Raw genomic sequence first — 18,300 nt, 5'->3', positions numbered from 1 at the left:
GTTACTTCTTGCCCTTCGTGGGTTGCGGTTCTTCCAGAGCAGGTACTTCGTTGGGCATGCGCCCGGCCGGAATGATGGCGAGCAGAGAGAGCCCGGCGAGTACGAGCAGCGAGGTTCGCAGTGCGCGCAGGCGCGCTTCGGTGTTGATCCGGATGGCTTCGTCGATCTGTGCCTGTGTCGCGGAGGTGTTTTCGAGCGTCACGACGAGTTGATCGTTGGGGACGAAGTTGACCTGGTCGAGATTGATCCCTGACTCGACCTTGAGGGATGCCGGGATGGTGGGGTTGTCGATCAGCTGCGAGCTGACGAGGGTACCGAGGATTCCGACGGCGAACACGCTGGCCACCGCGATGCCGACGCTGCCGGACATGTTGTGTACCAGTCCTCGCCAGGCACCGACGTCACCGGCCAGTTCCTTGGGAGCTGCGGTGAGGAGGGTGTTGAACACCAGCGCAACGATGGCGCCCTGCCCGAGGCCGAGGGTGATCAGGCCGATGACAACAAAGATCTGATGCCAGTCACCACGAATGGTGAAGGCCAACAGGATGAGTCCAGCGGCAACAACGACGAACCCGGCTCGTGCGATCAGACGCGGGGAGTACGTCTTGTACAGGCGCGCGACGACGGTGCTCGCGATGAAGATCGAGAGTGTGTACGGGATGATCGAGAACGACGTCTGCAAGCTGCTGCGGCCCTGGATGATCTGCATGTACAGCGGAATGAGGAAGTTGGCCGCGGTTCCCACGAACATCATCGTCGCCATGCAAATCGTGGTGGCGCGCTCGGCGCCGGTCTTGAGGACGTCGAGATTGAAGAGCTGAGGCTTGTTCTGCGCCTTGCGGCTTCGCGTCCACTGGAAGAATCCCTGCGCGCAGATGGTGCCGAGGACTATCAGGATGGCCGCGGGTGAAACACCGATGACCGAGAACGGCGCAGCGTCGGTGGCCAGGATGACGCCCCACGAGTTCAGGCCGCTGAAACCGAAGCTGAGCAGGATGACGGCAACGGCAGCCAGTGCGGCGCCGGCCCAATCGATGGTGATGTCCTTCTGCGGGGGAACAGGTTTGACACGGAAACTCAGGACCAGGTTGACCACGGCGAGCGCCACGACGAGGGCGAAGGAGTAACGCCACCCGATGGTCGTCGCGAAGGAACCGGCGATGAGTAGTGCCAGCACACCGGCTGCGGGGATTGCTGCTGCCAGGTAACCGATGGCCTTTGCCTGCTGATCGCCATTGAAGTTCGTGGCGATGAAAACCGTCAACGCGGGGGCGATGAGAGCGATCACGGCGCCGGACGCGGCTTGCGCCACGAACAGCATTGCCGGGCTCTGGCTCAGAGCGACCGCAGCCATCGCGAGACCGTGAATCGCGACGGCAATCTGGAAGACCAAACGCGTCCCGTAGCGGGCGCCGATCTTGGCACCCAGCAGAATGAAGGCAGCCATGGCAAAGGTGCCTGCGGTGATCGCGGTGCCGACACTTGTTGCAGGAGTGTCGAGATCGGTGGTGATGCCGGCCATCGAGACGGTCAGCGCATTGACGGCGAACGACGCCTGAATCTGCGTGAGGACCACCACGATCAGTGGTAGCCAGGAGGCGGTGGTTACGGCGGCCGACGTATCGGCTGCGCCAGGCTTTACGGACATCATGGGTCACGCCTTCCTCGACACTGCGTGTACTCGCGGCGTGCCCGGATCAGCCACGCACGGTTACATTAGCCGGAATTGTGCTGAATGGTCGCCTGCAAGTGGTTGGTTTCTTCGCGGTAGACCACCATCTCCCGTTGCAAGGCGCGCCGGAAGCGTGGTTGCTCGGCCAGGAGTACGGCCAGGACGGTCAGCAACAGCCACGTCGCGGCCGCGCTCGCGAGGAGCAGCAGGACCGGAATCCACGGCCCGCCCATTCGTTCGAGCAGCGTCGTCTTGGCCCAGACTCGCCAATAGAGCATCAGATTGACGATCAGTCCGACACCGTACGAGATGACGAAAGACAGCAGGAACTGCTTCCACGTGCCGTCGTGGCGCCTCGCCGTCATCGGTTCGGCCCGCAGCGGCAAGGCCACGGACATCACGTTGGCGACACCGAGCCACAGCAGGATCATGGTCAGTACCTGACCGCACGCCTTCACCAGATCAGCACTGCTTCCGGAGCGCCACGCGAGGATGGCACTGAGCAGGAACCCGGCGCTGCCGACGAGAAGCAGCATCATCGTATTCTTCGCGACGAGGACGTGCCAGAGCCTGGTTCCGCCGGACAAAGCAGCACGGACGCGGCCGGCGTCGAAGCTGAGCGCATTGGTGCACACGACGCTTCCGACCACACCCGAGAGTGCGTATAGCGCAAGGTAAGGCAGTCGATCTTCCTTGGAGTCCCACTGGAAGAGGCGAATGAATGCCAGGTACGCCAAGCCCACTCCGAGGCTCAGCCCCAGCCGAAAAGCGATCGACCGAGGCTTGCCACTCACGACGTGCCGTGCTTCCTCACGGATCCGGGAGCCGAGATCCTGCACGTGCCGGACGACGGGGTTGCCCGAGTTCAGCGGGACGTAACCGCGGATCGCGGCGGCGACGGTATCGGTATCTCCGGCATCGAGCGCGGCGACGCGTGCTTCGAGAACCGCAAGGTGGGCGGCGCGCAAGGCTATCCGCGCGGTGGTCACCGCGGCGACGGCGTCGGCCTCGGCCTGCGCGGCGGTGCTGATGCCGGCGTCGGCGGGCAGCGGCGGCTGCAACGTCGTGATCAGTTCGAGTTGGCGAGCCATGTGCGGCGACGGCGACAAACCGCTGTACGACGGTCGGCTCAGCGCTGATCGTTCGTCGTCGAGCGAATCACGCACGGACGCGGCGGCCTTGCGGACGGCTGCCGGGTTGTGCCAGCGCACCGACCGGGCGTCACGCTCGGCGGCGACGGCCCGGGAGGCAACCTCGGTCAGATCCTCCACCGCTGTCAATGTCTGCTCCACTCGGTTTAGGTTGGTTTCATGACCACCAACTCGGAAAAGGAAGATCTCCAGCGGTACCTGCAGGCAGCACGTGACGCGCTCGTCTGGAAGCTCGACGGGCTGTCGGAGTATGACATTCGGCGTCCGATGACCCGGACAGGGACCAACTTGTTGGGACTGGTCAAACACATGATCGGCGTCGAGCTCGGGTATTTCGGTCCGACGTTCGGCCGTCGGGTTCCCGATCTACCGGCGTGGTTGCGTTCGGAGGAACTCAACGTCGACATGTGGGCCCGCGCCGATGAGTCCAGTGCCGACATCGTCGAAACCTATCGCCGCACCTGGGCTTTCGCCGACGCCACGATCGAGCAGCACGATCTGGACGCCCCCGGCTTCGTGAAGCACTGGCCGGAGGATCGTCGCGACGTCACATTGCACCGGATACTCGTTCACGTTGTCACCGAGATCCATCGGCACGCCGGCCACGCGGACGTCGTGCGGGAGCTGATCGACGGCGCCGCGGGGATGAAGGCGGGCGACAACAATCTGGCTCCCGGTGATGAGGCGTGGTGGGCCGAGTACAACGACCGTCTGGAGACGGCGGCACGCGAGGCCCACCACGCCTGAACTACTCGAATACCGCTGCCGCGCCGATCACCACGACAACGATCACGAAGTTGATCAGCAGCAGTGGCCAGACGAAGCGCAGGAACTTGTCGTAGCCGACCTTCGCCATGGCCAGCCCGCCGACAACGACGACGTTGGTCGGGGCGACCATCAGCATGAGGCCGTGGCCCATCTGGAAGGCGGTGATGACGAGTGCGCGGCTGACTCCGGCGAAGTCGCCCAGCGGGGCGAGCAGCGGCATCGCCAGGGTGGCGTGACCGGAACTGGACGGGATCAGGAACGCCAACGGGATGTTGACGAGCATCACGAGAATGGCGAAGACTCCGGCCGAAGCGCCGCTGACCAATTGCTCCATCGCGTTGAGGATGGTGTCGAGGGTTTCGGTGTTGGTCATGATCACCGAGACGCCGCGAGCGAGCAGGATGACGATCGCCGGGCCGACCATGTCGCCGGCTCCACGCGTGATCAGGGAGACGATCTTCTTCTCACCCATCTTCGCGACTATGCCGACGAGAACGGCGGCGAGGATGAACAACATCGCCAATTGTGGGAACCACCAGTTCAACTCGAACCAGTAGGGCTCGGTTGCCGTGACGTGGTACGCGTCGTACTCGGCGGGTCCGGTGGTGGCGCCGAAGATGCTCGACCAGGGGATGACGGAGAAGATCATCAGTCCGAAGGTGAGTCCGGTGATGAGCAGTACCAGCTTCTGAGTTCCGGTGAGCTTGCCGTCGATGTCCACCGGCTCGGCCGGTTCCTCGTCTTCGTCGTCCTCGATGTCGAAACCGACAAGCGACTTGGACGGATCTTTCTTCACCTTTGCGGCGTAGCGGAGAACGAATACCACTGCCACTGCGGTCAATACGATCCACAGGATCACGCGCAGCACGATGCCGTCACCGATGGAGACACCTGCTTCGCCGGAGGCGACGCCGATCGAGAACGGGTTGACCGTCGACGCCATGTTTCCGACCAGTGCGCCGAGGATGATCATGGTGGCCGCGACCATGCGGTCATAGCCCAGTGCCGTCATCAGCGGTATGAGCAAGGCGTAGAAGCCGAAGGTCTCGACCGAGAAGCCCATCGTCGAACCGAGCAGTGAAAACAGCACCATGATGACGGTGATGAGCAGCCAGCCCTTGTCGCTGAGCTTGGTAGCAAGTTGGGAGACAGCGGTTTCCAGGCTGCGTGTGGCAAAACTGACGGAGATGAAGGCGCCGAGCGCCATGATGAAGAGGACTACGCCGACCGAACCGAAGAGCCGTCCGATGTTGTCGGTGTCGACGAACCCGGTGATCGAATCCTGTACGCCGTACAGGCCGTTCACGGGAGAGAGGATCAGTTGCTGGATTCGTTCCCAGAACGAGAGCGGAGACGTGACGGTCTCGAAGCTGCCGGGAACGGGTGAGCCGTCCACGTCGACGCCGAAGCGTCCGGCCGGAATGAACAGTGCTGCAACCCAGACCAGGACGGTGACGATCGCGAGCATCGTGACCGCACCGGGAAACTCGAACTTCTTCTTGGCCGGAGTAGGTGCGGATCCCGTGTCGGTCTCGGTGCTCATTTCTTCCCCTCGAAGGTGTGTGCGTATTCCTGGAAGAACAGTGCCTTGGCGACGACGGCCTTCTCGAGCTCGTCGAGCAGGACGCGTTCGTTGGGGCCGTGGATGTTCGCGTAGCCGTCGGTGGCGCCGAACAACAACTTCTCGGCGGTCGGCACTGCTGTATCCAAGGCCATGACGAGGGGGATCGAGCCGCCGCCTGCCATCAGCCCGGCCGGCTCACCCCACGACTGCGAGAGCGCCGACAGTGCCGCGTCGAAGGCCGGTCCGCCTTCGGCTGCCGCGAATCCGTCGCCGGTTTCTCCTGCGGTGACTGTCAGTTGTAAACCGAAGGGGCGCAGGGCTTCCAGATGCCGTATCAGCGCAGCTTGCGCGTCCGCTGCCGGCTGGCGTGGGTGCACGCGCAGATTGACCACAGCGCGGGCAGTGCTGGCGACAGCATTGACGGCGCCGTCCACCGGGGGAGCGTCGATACCGGTCACGGTGATTGCCGGGCCCGACCAGATGCGTTCGCCGATGCCGCCCGTTCCGAGCAGTGGGAGCCCGTCGCGGATCTCGGCGAGGGTGCGGAACTCTTCCTCGGTGTACGAACTGCCGGTCCACGGTTCGCGGAGGAGGCCGTCGACCGCCACGTCACCGTTATCGTCATGCAGGGACGCCAGTGCGCGGATGAGCGCGAGGCGGGCGTCGGGTGCAGCGCCGCCGTAAAGGCCGTTGTGCTTGTCGGCGCCGAGAGTGGTCAGTTCGACGATCACCTGGGCAGATCCGCGCAATGCGACGGTCAAGGTCGGTGAGCCGGGGCGAACACTGCCGACATCGGCGATGACCATTGCGTCGGCCGCAAACAATTCGGGGGCCTCCGGCGGATAGTTGTCGAAGGGGCTGCCGAATTCTTCCTGGCCCTCGATGACGAGCTTGACGGTCACCGGCGGCTTTCCGTCGAATACGCGAAGTGCGCCGATCATGCCGATGACATTTGCCTTCGAATCTGCAGTGCCGCGGCCGTATATCGCGCCGTCACGCTTGGTCGGTTCGAAAGGGGGAGATTCCCAGAGTTCGACGTCGTCGGCAGGAACGACGTCGTAATGCGAATACATCAGTACGGTCGGGGCTCCCTCTGGGCCGGGAACTGTTGCGATGATGACGGGCGCAGTTTTACCTGTTATTTCGAGTTTCTCTATCTTCGTGACTCCGGCCTTCTCCAGTAGAGAAACGATCAGGTCGTGAGCCTCGAACAGGGGTTCGCTGGGGAAACCCTCGGTTGCTATCGACGGGATACGAACAAGTTCGACGAGTTCCGACTCCAGTGCCGGCATCAAACCCGCCACTGTTTCCTTGATTGTGGAATACGAGGGTGACGCGAATTCTTCCGGCACGGAACTGACTCCTTCTGGGAAAGGCGGAAAACATTAGAGCAGAGTCTTACACCCGATATATGTGCCGTGAAAGGGTGACCCGAACAAAAGGCCGAAGTGAGGTGTCGGTCCCGCGATTCTTGACATTGACGTCAACGTCAACACACACTGTGACGGTGACCACCAGCGAAACGCAGGAGCGAGCGCGGACAGCCCGCAAGCTCGGGGACGGTCCACGTCGGGCGGGCCTGCTCGACACCGCTGCCCTCTGTTTCGGCGAACTCGGATACGACGCCGTGACCGTCGAGACCATCACCACCAGGGCCGATGTGTCCCGAGCGACCTTCTACGCGTACTTCTCGTCGAAGGACGAGGTCTTTCGTGCCGTCGCGGAAATGATGTGCCGACGGTTTCTCGACGCCCAGCACATGGAGGGGCCAGCGGCCGAGGATCTACGCGAAGTTCTCAGAACGACCACGTCGGCGTTCATCACGGCCGTGTACACCTACGGGGACCTGCTCGCGGTGATCGAGCACCGGGCGCGGGTGGATTCCGAGGTCGAGCGCAGTTGGTCAGCAGTTCGCGAAAAGCTCGTGAGCCGCTACGTACGCTTCGTCGAACGTATTCGACAGGTTCACGATGTAGATCCCTGCGTTTCGCCCCCGGTGCTCGTTCAGATGATCTCGGACGCACAGATGGCCGGTGGAGCACGACTGAGTAAGGCGAGTGTCGAAGAGCAGAAACAGTTCATTGCAGATATGACGACGATGTCCGAACGGTTGATCGGGTTCGAAGAGTCGAAATAGATTTCTTTTACGAATGGAGTGATCGGTGGCAGAACAAGACGTGCTCGAAGCGGCTCTGGCGGAAATCACTGCGCTGCAGCAGGCGCATTGGCCCGCCGGGATTCCCCGCGCCGTCGAGTATCCGCTCGAAGGCGGGGGACTTGTCGACTACTTGCGGCATTGGGCGCTCGAGCGGCCGGATACTCCCGCAATCGTCTTCTACGGCCGCGTCATCACGTACGCCGAGTACGACGAGCTTTCGGATCGTTTTGCCGGATGGCTGCTTTCACTCGGAGTCGAACGAGGTGATCGTGTCGGCGTTCACCTGGTCAACTGCCCGCAGTTCCACATCGCGATGCTCGGCATTCTCAAGGTCGGTGCGGTTCACGTGCCCATCAATCCGCTCTTCCGTGAACACGAATTGATTCACGAACTCAACGATGCCGGCGTCAAGGTCCTACTGACGCAGAACACTTTCTCGAAGCTGGTGAAGAAGGTTCGCTCACAGACTTCACTCGAACACGTCGCGAAGACCGCAGTATCGGACATGCTGACTGCGATCCCCACCGTCGAACTGCCCTTCGAGGTCGACGATCCGCGCCTGAGCGACTGGCAGTCGATCATCACCAGTGAGCGGGCGACTCCCGTTGCCACCGAACTCGATTCCCTCGCCGCCCTGAACTACACGGGCGGAACGACGGGAATGCCCAAGGGCTGTGAGCACACTCAGCGCCACATGGTTTACACCGCGGCCACCGCGACCCTTGCCGGTGGTGACCAGGTGGGTGCCAATCCGCCGGTATCGCTGGTGTTTCTGCCGATCTTCTGGATCGCGGGTGAGGACTTCGGCATTCTGGTTCCGCTCGTCAACGGCGGAACCGTTGTCCTGCTGAATCGTTGGGATGCGGAGACCACGCTCGACGCGGTCGAGACCTACGGTGTGACTTCGCTGGTCGGAACCGTCGACAATTACGTCGAACTGATGGACACATCAGGGTTCTCGGAGCGAAATCTCTCGACACTCCAGAACGCCATGGCAGTCTCGTTTGTTCTCAAACTCGATCCGGCCACGCGCCAGCGGTGGCGCGAGGCTACCGGCGGTGTTCTGCGTGAAGCGAGCTACGGAATGACCGAAACCCACACCGCGGACACGATCACTCTCGGTTTCCAGGACGGCGACTACGACCTGAAAAGCGAGCCGGTGTTCTGCGGAATTCCGGTGCCCGGTACCGACGTTCTGATCGTCGATCACGACGGCAGGCCGGTTCCCGTCGGTGAGCACGGACAGATCATCGTGCGCAGTCCGTCGATCCTTTCCGCGTACTACCGCAACGAGGCTGCCACCGCCGACGCCATCCGTGACGGCTGGTTGCAGACCGGCGATGTCGGAAAGTTCAGTGAGCGTGGTGGTTTGCACTACCTGGCGCGAAACAAGGAAATGATCAAGACCAACGGCATGAGTGTCTTCCCCTCCGAGGTGGAAGCGCTGCTGATGCTGCATCCCGCGATCGAAAAGGCTGCGGTGGTACCGAAACCGGACCCGGACAAGGGGCAGGTGGCTTTTGCGTTTGTCCAGCTGGTCGAGGGTTCCGACACCGCGGCCGACGAGATCGTCTCGTGGGCCAAGGAGAACATGGCTACGTACAAGGTGCCCGAAGTGGAAGTGCTCGAGGCGCTTCCGATGACTGCAACAGGAAAGGTGCGCAAGGGCGATCTGTTCGAGCGCACTCAGGGGGAAAAGTGAGACTGCTGATTGCGAACCGCGGCGAGATTGCGCTGCGGATCATTCGAACTGCCCGCGAACTCGGGATCGAGACGGTGTCGGTTTACGCCGAGGACGACGCGTCCAGTCCGCACGTCGCGGCGGCCACGGAGTCGGTGCCGCTCGGAGCCTCGGGCGCATCCGCGTATCTCGATCAGAGCGCACTGCTGAAGATCGCGGCCGAAACGGGCGCCACGCACGTGCACCCGGGCTACGGATTCCTCAGTGAGAATGCCGAATTCGCGCAGTCGTGTACCAAGGCGGGCATCGTCTTCGTCGGCCCGGACGCCCAGGTTCTCCGGACTTTCGGCGACAAGGCCAGCGCCCGCACTGCGGCGGTCGACTCCGGCGTACCGGTCCTGCCGTCGACATCGGCGAACGCCGACCTCGACGAGGTGCGTGAATTCTTCGAGCGCAACTCCCGCGGCATCATGATCAAGGCGCTCAGCGGCGGCGGTGGCCGCGGCATGCGCGCGGTGCGCGACCCGAAAGCGCTCGACGACGCGTACCGTGTGTGTGCGGCCGAAGCCCAGTCGGGATTCGGCAGTTCGGCACTGTTCGCCGAGGTACTCAGTGAGCACGCTCGGCACATCGAAGTGCAGATCGTGGCGGCGCCGGGGCAAGGCGGAACCCACGTGATCGCTCTGGGTGACCGTGATTGCAGCGTCCAACGTCGGCATCAGAAGTTGATCGAGGTTGCGCCCGCGCAGGGGCTGTCGGGGGCCCTGCGCGAGCGTCTTCACGCTGCGGCCGCAAGGCTGTGCGCCGAGGTCGGCTACCGAGGCATCGCGACGGTCGAGTTCCTGGTCGAGGAACGCGGATTCGTCTTCCTCGAAGTCAATCCCCGAATTCAGGTGGAGCACACGGTGACCGAAGAGGTCACCGGAATCGACCTCGTCGCCGTGCAACTCGCTATCGCGGACGGGGTTCAGTTCGAGGACCTGGACCTGCCAACCGGAATCACTGCTGTCGAGAAGGTATCGGAGACAGTCGGATCCGTGGCGTCGGCGTCGGGGATCGCGATACAGGCCCGCGTCAACATGGAAACCATGACGCCGGACGGCAATGCGCTACCGTCCTCTGGCACGCTCGACAACTTCACTCCTCCTGGCGGACCCGGCGTGCGAGTGGACACCTTCGGTACGGTCGGACTCTCGCCGAGTGCGCGTTACGATTCGCTGCTGGCGAAGGTCGTCACCCACACGCGTCGATCGGATTTTCCTGCCGCTGTGCGCAAGTCGACTGCTGCTCTGAGTGAGTTCACCATCGACGGCGTGGCGACCAACCTCGAATTCCTGCAGGCAATACTGTCGGACAAGGACTTCCGCGACGGCCTGGTCGACGTCGACTGGTTGGGTTCTCGATTGGCGGACCTCGTTCCCGAAGCGGGCCCACAAACACCCTCCGCGAGTGTGGACATCGCGCCGGACGAGGACGTGGTCCGTGCACAGATGGCGGGAATCGTCGTCGAACTTGCCGCAGTCGGTGACGGCGTCCATGCGGGTGGCCAGGTCGCCGTCCTCGAAGCGATGAAAATGCAGCATGTTCTCTCGGCGCCCGGTGACCTCGAAGTGGTCCGGATCCTGTCGTCACCGGGGAGATCGGTGAGTGCGGGCGAACCGTTGCTCGTCGTCCGTAGCGCAAGCGCGGGATCGAAGCTCGCCGAGGTCGACGAGGTAGACCTCGACGACGTACGTCCCGATCTGGCGGAGATCATCGCTCGCCACGAGGTGACCCTGGACGCGGCGCGGCCCGCGGCAGTGGCCAAGCGCCACAAGCTGGGGCGGCGGACTGCTCGCGAGAACGTCTACGACCTGGTCGACGACGACAGCCTGGTCGAGTACGGCGCTCTCGCACTGGCTGCGCAGCGCAGTCGGCGAAGCGAGGAAGACTTGATCGCCAACACTCCTGCTGACGGTCTGATCGGCGGAGTGGCGACCATCAGCGGCGGCGAGAGCGTCGTGATCTCGTACGACTACTCGGTGCTCGCCGGTACCCAGGGCATGCGCAATCACGCCAAGACCGACCGCCTGCTCGAGATCGCCGATCGCAAGCGAGTTCCGGTAGTGCTGTTCGCGGAAGGCGGCGGTGGTCGCCCCGGTGACACCGATGCAGGGGCGGGAGCGGGCCTGGAACTGGGAACCTTCCGTGCCATGGCGGCGCTGAGCGGCCGCGTACCCATGGTCGCTGTCGTGTCCGGCCGCTGCTTCGCGGGCAACGCGGCCCTGGCCGGCGCCTGCGACGTACTGATCGCGACGCCCGACGCCAACATCGGCATGGGCGGCCCTGCCATGGTCGAGGGCGGCGGACTCGGAAACTTCCGCCCCGAGGACATCGGCCCCATCGACGTGCAGCGCCGTAACGGCGTCGTACACCTGGTGGCTGACGACGACGCTCATGCGGTGGCGCTGGCCAAGCAGTACCTCGGCTACTTCCAGGGCGCGAGCCAGGCGTGGACGGCTCCGGATCCGCGGCTCTCCCGGCACGTGGTCCCGGAGAATCGCCTGCGCTCGTACGACGTTCGTGGAGCGATCGAGGCGATCGCGGACGTCGACAGCGTCCTGGAACTGCGTCGAGATTACGGTCGCGGTGTAGTGACGGCACTCGTTCGTGTCGAAGGAGTTCCGTACGGTGTGCTGGCGAACAGCAGCGAGCATCTCGGCGGAGCGATCGACGCGGAAGCCTCGGACAAGGCTTCGGATTTCCTGGAACTGCTGGAAGCGCACCGTATTCCTCTGGTGACCCTTTGCGACACACCGGGATTCATGGTGGGCCCGGACTCGGAGGAGGAGGCGACGGTCCGAAGGTTCGGCAGATTCTTCGTTGCCGGTGCTCGCCTCACGGTGCCGTTCGGAACGATCATCCTGCGCAAGGGTTACGGGTTGGGCGCCATGGCGATGGCCGGTGGTTCCTTCCACGCACCCGAGTTCACGGTGGCGTGGCCGACCGGCGAGATCGGGCCGATGGGTCTGGAAGGTGCCGTGCGCCTCGGTTTCCGGAAGGAACTCGAATCCGTCGAAGACCCGGAGGCTCGGGAAACTCTGTTCGGTCAGTTCGTGGAACTGGCCTACGCACAGGGCAAGGCATTGATGGCGGCTACCACGTTCGAACTGGACGATGTCATCGATCCCGCCGACACCCGCGCCTGGATCAGGCAGCTCGGCAGAAACAGTTGAGATCCTGCTGATTCGAGCTGTTGCCGCACGTGGGCAGGGCAACTAGCCTTGCCCACGTGTCGGCTGCGCGAGATAACGTCCTGATCATTCATTGGCACGACCTGGGCCGACACCTCGCGAGTTACGGTGTCGCCGGGGTCAACAGCCCCAACCTGGACCGGCTGGCGGCAGAGGGCATCCGGTTCACCGACGCACACGCGACGGCGCCGCTGTGCTCGCCTTCGCGCGGTTCTCTCTTCTCGGGCAGGTATCCGCACAACAACGGTCTGATCGGGTTGGCGCACCACGGCTGGGAGTACCACGCTGAGGTGCAGACGCTTCCGCAGATCCTCTCCGACAACGGTTGGTACACCTCGCTCTTCGGCATGCAGCACGAGACTGCGTACCCGAAGCGGCTTGGCTATCACGAGTACGACGTCACGAACTCGTTCTGCGACTACGTGGTTCCGCGTGCCCAGAACTGGCTACGACGCTTCCCGCCCGAGCCTTTCCTTCTCACCACGGGGTTCTTCGAAACGCATCGGCCGTACCCGGCCGATCGCTATACCCCGGCGGACACCGCAGCGCTGGAGGTTCCCGGATACCTTCCCGACGTGCCGCAGGTACGCGAGGACTTGGCCGAATTCCACGGCAGCGTAGAGGTAGCGGACGCCGCGGTGGGTGATCTGCTCGGGACGCTCGAGGAAGAGGGGCTCGACGAGAACACGTGGGTCTTCTTCCTCACCGATCACGGCGCCGCGTTCCCACGTGCCAAGTCGACGCTCTACGCCCCCGGCACCGGCATTGCGTTGATCGCTCGCCCTCCGGCTCGGTATCGCAGTGGCGGAAAGGAATACGAGACACTGTTCAGCGGTGTGGATCTTGTTCCGACCATTCTCGATCTCCTCGGTATCGACGTCCCCACCGAGGTGGAAGGGCGCTCGCACGCCGATGCCCTCGTCGATCGTGGAACCGAGTCGTCCGAACCTGTCCGGACCTCCTTGTTCACGGAGAAGACCTTTCACGACAGTTTCGATCCCATTCGCGCGGTGCGCACCAAGGACTACAGCTACATCGAGAACTACGCCGTCCGCCCCGCTCTGGATCTACCGCTCGACATCGAGGACAGTCTTTCCGGAAAGGCGCTCGGCACCGAGCATCTGGCGGTACGCGCACCCCGGGAGCTGTACGACCTCCGTGCCGACCCCGACGAGAAGATCAATCTGATCGATCGACCGGAAGTCTCGGCAATACAGGCGGAATTGTCCTCGCAGCTTCACGCGTGGCGCGCCGAAACGGATGATCGTCTCCCGGACGAGGCATTGGGAAGCGCGATGGCGGTGCATCGCATGGCGGCGTACCTCGAGAAGATCGGTGTCCGACCCAACGTGCGGTCCGCCTACAGTGCGGACCGCGGTTACCTCGAGTCGGACACCGAAAACCCTTAGGGCCTGGCGGCTTCGCGCTCCTCCAACAACGCGATGACCCGCCCGACCAGTTCGTTGATGTCAGCGCCTGTCGTATCGAAAGCCAGGTCCGGGTCCTCCGGAGTCTCGTACGGTGCGTCGATTCCGGTGAGCCCCTTCAGTTCACCGGCCCGTGCACGCGCATACAGGCCCTTGGGATCTCGGCGTTCGCATTCTTCGACGGGAGTGGTGACGGCAACTTCGAGGAAAGTGAGCCCGGCAGCTTCGTTGAGAGCACGCGCAATTGCTCGATCCGAACGCAGCGGTGAGACCATCGACGCGATGGCCACGACGCCGGCGTCGGCGAACAGTCGAGTGAGATGCCCGACGCGCCGGATGTTCTCGGCCCGGTCTCCCGGCGAGAACCCGAGATCGTCGGAGATACCGTGGCGGACGTTGTCACCGTCCAGGAGATACGCGGTTCGTCCCGCGTCGACCAGCGCACGTTCGACAGCCACAGCGACGGTGGATTTTCCGGAGGCAGGTAGGCCGGTCAACCAGATCGTCGCGCCCTTCTGGGTCGTCGACGCCCACCGCCGCTGACGTTCGAGTGAAGACGGATGCCACTTGATGTCGTTGCGGGTCTGCTCACCGGGAACGACGACGCGTGGCTCGAGAATGGTGCCGGCGCCGACGGTGTCGTTGCTCTGCTCGTCGATCAGGATGAAGGCGCCAGAGTCCCGATTGTGGTCGTAGGTGTCGGCGACGACCACGGAACTAGTTCGGAGCGTGACCGTTCCGATGTCGTTGAGCCCCAGTTCGACTGGGCTGTCCTGCTCGTCGAGCGTCTCGGGGTCGAGTCGGGTGTGCAGTTCTTGAACGGTCGCTCGCACGGTCCGGGAAGTATGTTTGAGCGCTATCCGATCGCCCGCGCGCAATGGAGTGTTCGACAACCAGCAGATCGTGGCTTCGAGTTCTCGGGCCAGAACCGGCAAATGGGCCTGCGCACCGCCGCTGACCAGAACGTCGCCACGTCCGACGTCGATGTCGTCGGCCAGTTCCACCGAAACCGACAGTGGTGCAACAGCAGTACTGCGGTTGTCGTCGAGGGTGTCCAGGCTGATCACGGTGCTCTTCGATCCGGACGGCAGTACCACTACCTCGTCCCCGACGCTCAGTGTGCCCGCCGAAATTCGGCCGGTGTACCGGCGCCGATTCTGCGGATCGGGGCGCGAAACCCACTGCACGGGAAGCCGAAGTTCCTCGATGTGTGTCGCGGGCGCATGGAGTTCGACGCCTTCGAGATATTCGAGAAGTGTCGGCCCGTTGTACCACGCGGTGTTCTCCGAGCGGGTCACGACATTGTCGCCGGCTTTCGCGGAGACGGGGATGGCAAGTACGTCGCCTCGCCCGAGCTGGCGTGCCAATACCCGCAATTCTTCCTGTACTTGAGCGAATCTCGCTTCGTCGAAGCCCACCAGATCGATCTTGTTCACCACGGCCACAAGGTTCGGAACACCAAGTAGCGCTGCGATTCTGGCATGCCGACGCGTCTGACGCAGCACGCCGGTTCTCGCGTCGACCAGCAGGACCGCTACGTGAGCGTTGGACGCGCCGGTGAACATGTTGCGCGTGTAGCGCTCGTGTCCCGGGGTGTCGGCAAGTACGTAACTTCTGGTCGGAGTGGAGAAGAATCGGTACGCGACGTCGATCGTGATGCCCTGTTCGCGCTCGGCGCGCAATCCGTCGGAGAGTGCAGCCAGGTCGGCGACACCGTGCTCGTCGGTCACGGAATCGAGGTGATCGGTAGGCAGACTGTCGGTGTCGTGCAACAGTCGGCCGATCAGCGTGCTCTTGCCGTCGTCGACGCTACCCGCCGTGGCCAGCCGCAGGAGTTGGCGAGTGATGGTGGTGGTCATCAGAAGTAGCCCTCACGCTTTCGGTCTTCCATCGCGGCGACCGAGGTTCGGTCGTCTGCGCGAGTCTCGCCTCGTTCGGAAACCGTCGCGGCCGAGATCTCGGTGACGACGTCGTCGATGGTGGTGGCGTGCGATCGAACGGCGCCGGTGATGGTCAGATCGCCGACGGTTCGATATCGCACCCACTCGGTCGTTGCCGCGGCGTTCTCGGTGTCGGTGCTGAATTCCGAAGCAGCGAGGAGCATTCCGTCGCGCTCGAATACCCGCCGTTCGTGCGCGAAATAGATGGGCGGCAGTTCCAGCTCCTCCTGGGCTATGTAGCGCCAGATGTCGAGTTCTGTCCAGTTGCTCAGCGGGAAGACACGAACGGACTCTCCGCGCCTGATCCGACCGTTGTAGAGCGACCACGGTTCGGCCCGTTGCGCCCGAGGGTCCCACTGGCCGAACTCGTCACGGAAGCTCAGGACTCGCTCCTTGGCTCGCGCACGTTCCTCGTCCCGGCGGGCGCCGCCGAATGCGGCGTCGAATCGCCCGCCTTCGAGAGCGTCGAGCAGAGTTCTGGTCTGCAGGCGGTTTCGCGATCCGCTGGTCTCGGTCGACTCCTGCACTCGACCCTGGTCGATCGAATCCTGAACGGAAGCAACCAGAAGTGTGTGCCCGCCCTCCTTGATTCGGCGGTCGCGAAATTCGATGACTTCCTCGAAATTGTGACCGGTGTCGACGTGTAGGACGGGGAAAGGGAGTGGGGAGGGTCGAAACGCCTTCTCGGCGAGTCGAAGCAGGACTATCGAGTCCTTGCCGGCTGAGAAGAGCAGTACCGGTCTTTCGAGTTCTGCCACCACCTCTCGAATGATGTGAACCGCTTCGGATTCGAGAACTCGGAGTTCGTCGACAACATCGGTGACGGTGCTCATGTGACGGGGTATCCGTTCTGTTCGGCGTCGATGCGATAACGCTGCACCCATTCGCGGGAGCGTCCGTCGCTCTGACGACGCAGCGGCGGTGGTGGGGCCAGTTGTCCGTCGAGACCGAGGGAAATGAGGGTTTTTGCGACCACGGACTGCGGGTCTTCGGTGAGATCGCGGAACCCGATCTCGATGGGGGAGATGTCCTCTTCCTCGAACCAGCGCTTCCACTGTCGTTCCTGCTCACCGAGAATCGTCACCAGGTGTGCGATTCCGAGCGCGTTGTACTGCGCACCGTCCGAGAGATTCGGTGGGGTCGCGTCGTCGCGCCAGACCTGCGTCTGCACGGCTCGCCACATCGATACAGCCTGAGCGACAACATCTTCTCGATAGACGTGGATGAACTGCAGGTCGTGATCGAGAGTGTCGTGGAGTGCGGAACGTAGATCTGTCCCACTGCGCCACGGCAATCCGGCTGCGCGACCGAGCAGGAGCGGTGTCTGATTCCACATCAGCTTGCCGCCCCAGACTCCGTTGGGTGTTCGGCCGAGTTCGAGAAGTTGTGTGCGCCACTGCTCGGAGGTGCGGGTGTCCGGCGTACCCGGGTGGAACGGGGCGAGCAGACCCAAGACGGACTCGTCCGTGACGTCTTCGAACCACTGCCTCGGTTGCGGCGAACGCGAGGTCTCGGGGAGGTACTGGAAGAACTCTTCCGGCTCACCCGCGACCCCTGTTGCTCGCAGGGATTCGACCAGCAAAGTACTGCCACTGCGCTGCGAAGCGCAGACGAGAAACGAGCGTTGGGCCTCCGTCATGCGAGCAACGCTAAGGGTGGCCGGAAACCGCCGCAAGCTGGGAAAATAAACTCACGTAGAGGTTAAATCTCGACGTGAAACGTTAAATGTGCGGGTCACGAAATCTTGTGCTGAGGCACGTCTTACGCAGTTGTCGCAAGGGCCGCGGCGAGCCCGAATGCGATGGCCATGAAGACAACTTCACCGATGGCGCGGCGCAGGGATCCGTCCGAACTCATGCGGTGTGCAGCACTTGCGACCACCCATGTGCGGCGCCACCACCATCCCAGTGCGACGAGCATTGCGATCGCCACGATCTTGGCGAGGATCACCCGGCCGTAAGCGGTGTCGTAGAAGGCGGAGAGCGAGTCGAGTCGCACGACGGCGTTGACGATACCGGTGACGACCAACGCGAGGACACATCGCCAGGCGAGGGCGGAGTACCTGGGCAACCAGATCGCCCAGGCACCGCGCGACGGTACGGCAAGCGCGAGTGCGGCGAGCACGCCGAACCACAAGGCCGCAGCGAGGACGTGAACGGCGTCGAGGATCGATCCGAAGCTCTGCTGCGCCATGTGCCCGGTGATCGGGCGGGCAGCGAGCGCCAACGCGGAGACGACCAATGCCGGTGCGACGGGCACCGTCTCGGGATTGGTGAACCCGTAGATGCCGTAACAGACCACGGCAAACGCGCACGCGATGATCGCGACACCGACGCGGCCGACGTTGACCTCGGAGACGAATGCGCCGAAGTGCCCGATGGTCAGTGAGGTGACCGGGGCGCCGTCTGCCGCTGCGGCATTGAGCACGAGGAGCGTGATCTCGGCGACGAGCCAAACCGCTGCCGCCGCGGTGAGCTGAGTCCACATGATCGCAGGGGTTGTTGCCGGACGGCGTTCACTGCGGCCCATCCAGGCAAGCGTCGCGATGCCGAGCGTCAACGAGCCGCATCCGATCGCGAGAACGCGGACAGTGCTCGATGATTCGGGTCCCGACGGACTCGCGAGGCCCCAGGCGATGAGGACTCCCAGCAGAGCTGTGGGTACGGCAAACAGCAACCACCACCTGTTTGCCGTACCCGTCACGCG

The 18,300-nt window shown here is 63.4% G+C and carries 13 protein-coding genes; 5 read left to right on the top strand and 8 right to left on the bottom strand.

The annotated features are described in order from the left end of the window. Position 1: 1 nt before the first annotated feature. Both H351_RS02445 and H351_RS02440 read right to left on the bottom strand, forming a co-directional pair. Complete coding sequence (locus tag H351_RS02445) at positions 2–1,651, bottom strand: MFS transporter (protein ID WP_021332682.1); 1,650 nt, start codon at positions 1,649–1,651, stop codon at positions 2–4. A 65-nt stretch (positions 1,652–1,716) separates the two neighbouring features. After that, the gene (locus H351_RS02440; RefSeq protein WP_029254151.1) at positions 1,717–2,964 is read right to left on the bottom strand and encodes a hypothetical protein; all 1,248 of its coding nucleotides are present in this window, start codon (positions 2,962–2,964) and stop codon (positions 1,717–1,719) included. Between the two features lie 18 nt (positions 2,965–2,982). On the opposite strand from H351_RS02440, the gene H351_RS02435 reads away from it, so the two are divergent. Next, positions 2,983–3,570, top strand: a complete 588-nt coding sequence (locus H351_RS02435) for a DinB family protein (RefSeq protein WP_029254152.1) — start codon at positions 2,983–2,985, stop codon at positions 3,568–3,570. 1 nt (position 3,571) lies between these two features. Here the strand turns inward: H351_RS02435 and H351_RS02430 are convergent, their stop codons facing one another. Continuing rightward, positions 3,572–5,134, bottom strand: a complete 1,563-nt coding sequence (locus H351_RS02430) for a YfcC family protein (protein ID WP_020905699.1) — start codon at positions 5,132–5,134, stop codon at positions 3,572–3,574. Continuing rightward, positions 5,131–6,507 (bottom strand): M20/M25/M40 family metallo-hydrolase, encoded by a 1,377-nt coding sequence (locus H351_RS02425; RefSeq protein WP_020905700.1) that lies wholly within the window; start codon positions 6,505–6,507, stop codon positions 5,131–5,133. Before H351_RS02425 ends, H351_RS02430 begins: the two co-directional genes overlap by 4 nt. 149 nt (positions 6,508–6,656) lie before the next feature. Between H351_RS02425 and H351_RS02420 the strand changes: the two genes are divergently transcribed. From H351_RS02420 to H351_RS02405, 4 genes are read left to right on the top strand one after another with little or no spacing between them, the layout of a single operon-like run. Beyond that, positions 6,657–7,292: a TetR/AcrR family transcriptional regulator gene (locus tag H351_RS02420; RefSeq protein WP_029254153.1), complete on the top strand. Its 636-nt coding sequence runs from the start codon at positions 6,657–6,659 to the stop codon at positions 7,290–7,292. A gap of 25 nt (positions 7,293–7,317) precedes the next feature. Beyond that, positions 7,318–9,015 carry an AMP-binding protein gene (locus tag H351_RS02415; RefSeq protein ID WP_029254154.1) on the top strand — a complete coding sequence of 566 codons (1,698 nt, stop codon included), beginning with the start codon at positions 7,318–7,320 and terminating at the stop codon, positions 9,013–9,015. Beyond that, entirely contained in the window at positions 9,012–12,209 is a 3,198-nt protein-coding gene (locus H351_RS02410) for a carboxyl transferase domain-containing protein (RefSeq protein ID WP_029254155.1), read from the top strand. Before H351_RS02415 ends, H351_RS02410 begins: the two co-directional genes overlap by 4 nt. Positions 12,210–12,265: 56 nt before the next feature. Beyond that, complete coding sequence (locus H351_RS02405) at positions 12,266–13,636, top strand: sulfatase family protein (protein ID WP_029254156.1); 1,371 nt, start codon at positions 12,266–12,268, stop codon at positions 13,634–13,636. On the opposite strand, the gene cysC is transcribed toward H351_RS02405, so the two are convergent. From cysC to H351_RS02385, 4 genes are all read right to left on the bottom strand, one after another. Next, positions 13,633–15,513 carry an adenylyl-sulfate kinase gene (cysC, locus tag H351_RS02400; protein ID WP_029254157.1) on the bottom strand — a complete coding sequence of 627 codons (1,881 nt, stop codon included), beginning with the start codon at positions 15,511–15,513 and terminating at the stop codon, positions 13,633–13,635. The two genes, H351_RS02405 and cysC, sit on opposite strands and share 4 nt — an antisense overlap. Beyond that, positions 15,513–16,427, bottom strand: coding sequence for a sulfate adenylyltransferase subunit CysD (gene cysD / locus H351_RS02395; protein WP_029254158.1), 915 nt, complete (start codon positions 16,425–16,427; stop codon positions 15,513–15,515). The genes cysC and cysD overlap by 1 nt, the downstream gene beginning before the upstream one ends. Then, the gene (stf0, locus tag H351_RS02390; protein ID WP_029254159.1) at positions 16,424–17,233 is read right to left on the bottom strand and encodes a trehalose 2-sulfotransferase; all 810 of its coding nucleotides are present in this window, start codon (positions 17,231–17,233) and stop codon (positions 16,424–16,426) included. Before stf0 ends, cysD begins: the two co-directional genes overlap by 4 nt. A 122-nt stretch (positions 17,234–17,355) precedes the next feature. Next, positions 17,356–18,297 carry a copper resistance D family protein gene (locus H351_RS02385; RefSeq protein ID WP_019746330.1) on the bottom strand — a complete coding sequence of 314 codons (942 nt, stop codon included), beginning with the start codon at positions 18,295–18,297 and terminating at the stop codon, positions 17,356–17,358. Positions 18,298–18,300 lie beyond the last annotated feature (3 nt).

This window comes from Rhodococcus erythropolis R138, assembly GCF_000696675.2.
In the GTDB taxonomy this organism is placed as follows: domain Bacteria; phylum Actinomycetota; class Actinomycetes; order Mycobacteriales; family Mycobacteriaceae; genus Rhodococcus_F; species Rhodococcus_F erythropolis.
This window is presented reverse-complemented; position numbering and strand designations above follow the sequence as displayed.

Coding starts and splice junctions, on each gene's coding strand:
- cysC (WP_029254157.1), bottom strand. CDS start 15,513: ATGACCACCACCATCACTCGCCAACTCCTGCGGCTGGCCACGGCGGGT.
- H351_RS02430 (WP_020905699.1), bottom strand. CDS start 5,134: ATGAGCACCGAGACCGACACGGGATCCGCACCTACTCCGGCCAAGAAG.
- H351_RS02445 (WP_021332682.1), bottom strand. CDS start 1,651: ATGATGTCCGTAAAGCCTGGCGCAGCCGATACGTCGGCCGCCGTAACC.
- H351_RS02435 (WP_029254152.1), top strand. CDS start 2,983: ATGACCACCAACTCGGAAAAGGAAGATCTCCAGCGGTACCTGCAGGCA.
- cysD (WP_029254158.1), bottom strand. CDS start 16,427: ATGAGCACCGTCACCGATGTTGTCGACGAACTCCGAGTTCTCGAATCC.
- stf0 (WP_029254159.1), bottom strand. CDS start 17,233: ATGACGGAGGCCCAACGCTCGTTTCTCGTCTGCGCTTCGCAGCGCAGT.